Genomic DNA, 2,016 nt, shown 5'->3' on the forward strand with positions numbered 1-2,016 from the left:
CCCGAGCTCGCGGACGGCGATCACGATCGTGACCCACCACGCCAGCTCGCCGAGGATCGACAGGCCGACGAGCGCGGCGCCGACGAGGGCCTTGTCGGCGATGGGGTCGGCGATCTTGCCGAAGTCGGTGACCAGGCCCCAGCGCCGGGCGAACTCACCGTCGAAGCTGTCGGTGAGCGAGGCGACCGCGAACACCGCGAACGCGATCCAGCGCCAGGACGGCGTGTGGCCCCCGCCGGCGAACAGCGCGGCGAGGAACACCGGCACGAGCACGAGCCGCGCGACGGTGAGCGCGTTGGCGATGTTGACCAGCGGGACCGGGGCCCGCGCGGTCGTCGGGGACCCCGTCACGGCGCCGGGGGTCACGCCGCCGTCCGCGGACGACGGGGCGGGCGACCCCGGCGGCTGGGTCATCGCACGCCGGCCACGGCGGCCGCGGGGGCGCCCGGCCCGGGGGCGAGCAGCTCCAGCGCCTCGACGACCAGGTCCACGCCGTCCGAGCCGACCACCCGGGCGCGGACCACGGCGCCCCGGGTCAGCTCCCCGAGCAGGGCGTCGTCGCCGGTCAGCAGGCACTCGCCGTCCACGTCGGGACCCTGGTGGGCGGCGCGCCCGATCCACACCAGGTCGCCCGGGTCGGTGTCGTCGACGGCGTCACCGTCGGCGGCGTCCTCCTCGGCGTCCTCGAGATCGGTCATCGCGGGGACGTCGTCCTCGGTGAGGCCGAGCTCGGCGAGGTCGAGGTCCTCGAGGTCGGCGAGGTCCGGGTAGGCCGCCTCGGCCACCTCGGAGAGCTCCTGGCGCTCGACGAGCACCTCCACCTCGGTCCCGATCCGGCGCGCGGCGCGGTCGGCGCTCACGACCTCGACCAGCGAGGTGATCCGCTCGACGCGGGCGGCGACCTCCGCGGGGTCGATCTTGTCGGGCAGGTCGGCGGCCTCGGTGCCGTCCTCGTCGGAGTAGCCGAACACCCCGACGGCGTCGAGCTCGGCCTCGGCGAGGAACGCCTCGAGCTCGGCCAGGTCCTCCTCGGTCTCGCCCGGGAACCCGACGATCACGTTGGACCGGATGCCGGCCTCGGGCGCCAGCGCGCGGATCTCCGCGCAGAGCGACAGGAACGTCGTCCGGGACCCGAAGCGACGCATCCGGCGCAGCAGCGGCCCGGAGGCGTGCTGGAAGGACAGGTCGAAGTAGTCGGCGACGCCGGGCGTGCGCGCGATCGCGGCGAGCAGCGGCGGGCGCACCTCGGCGGGCTGCAGGTAGGACACCCGGACCCGGCGCAGCCCCGGCACGGCCGCGAGCTCCCCCAGCAGGCGCTCGAGCGCGCCGCCGGCGGCCCCGCGGGCGTCGATGTCCTTGCCGTAGGACGTGGAGTTCTCGCTGACCAGGGTGACCTCGGCGACGCCGTGGTCGGCGAGCCAGGCGGCCTCGGCGACGACGTCCTCCGGCGCCCGGGACACGAAGGCGCCGCGGAAGGCGGGGATGGCGCAGAAGGCGCACCGGCGGTCGCAACCGGACGCGAGCTTGAGCGGGGCGACCGGGGCGTCGTCGAGGCGCTTGCGCGGGACCTCGGGCAGCCAGCCGTGCCCGGGGATCGAGCCCTCGCGCACCGCCTCGGGCCGCTTGACCGGGCTCAGCGGCAGGAGCGTGCGGCGGTCCGTCGGCTGGTGGGGCGCGAGCCGGCGCCCGGCGAGGACGTCGTCGAGGCGCTCCGAGATCGAGCCGTACGCGTCGAACCCGAGCACGGCGGACGCCTCGGGCAGCGCCTCGGCGAGCTCAGCGCCGTACCGCTCGGCCATGCACCCGACCGCGACGACCTTGGAGTCCGGCCCGCCCGCGGCGAGCACCGCGTCGACCGAGTCCTTCTTGGCCTGCTCGACGAACGTGCACGTGTTGACCAGGACGACGTCGGCGCTGCCGTCGTCGCCGCCGGCGACGTCCCAGCCCTCGGCGGCCAGGCGGCCGGCGAGTTCCTCGGAGTCGACGTCGTTGCGGGCACAGCCGAGCGTCACCAGC

Annotated in this window: 2 protein-coding genes; both read right to left on the minus strand. The window is 75.9% G+C overall.

Translation table 11 applies throughout. The features are described 5' to 3' along the window. Positions 1–414, minus strand: a 414-nt coding sequence (locus AC0CYZ_RS09075) for a CDP-alcohol phosphatidyltransferase family protein (RefSeq protein WP_472214448.1), incomplete at its 3' end; no start/stop codon positions are given. Further along, positions 411–2,015 (minus strand): MiaB/RimO family radical SAM methylthiotransferase, encoded by a 1,605-nt coding sequence (locus AC0CYZ_RS09080; RefSeq protein WP_472214450.1) that lies wholly within the window; start codon positions 2,013–2,015, stop codon positions 411–413. The genes AC0CYZ_RS09080 and AC0CYZ_RS09075, both read right to left, overlap by 4 nt. Between the last annotated feature and the right edge of the window lies 1 nt (position 2,016).

The organism is Actinomycetospora sp. (assembly GCF_055612215.1).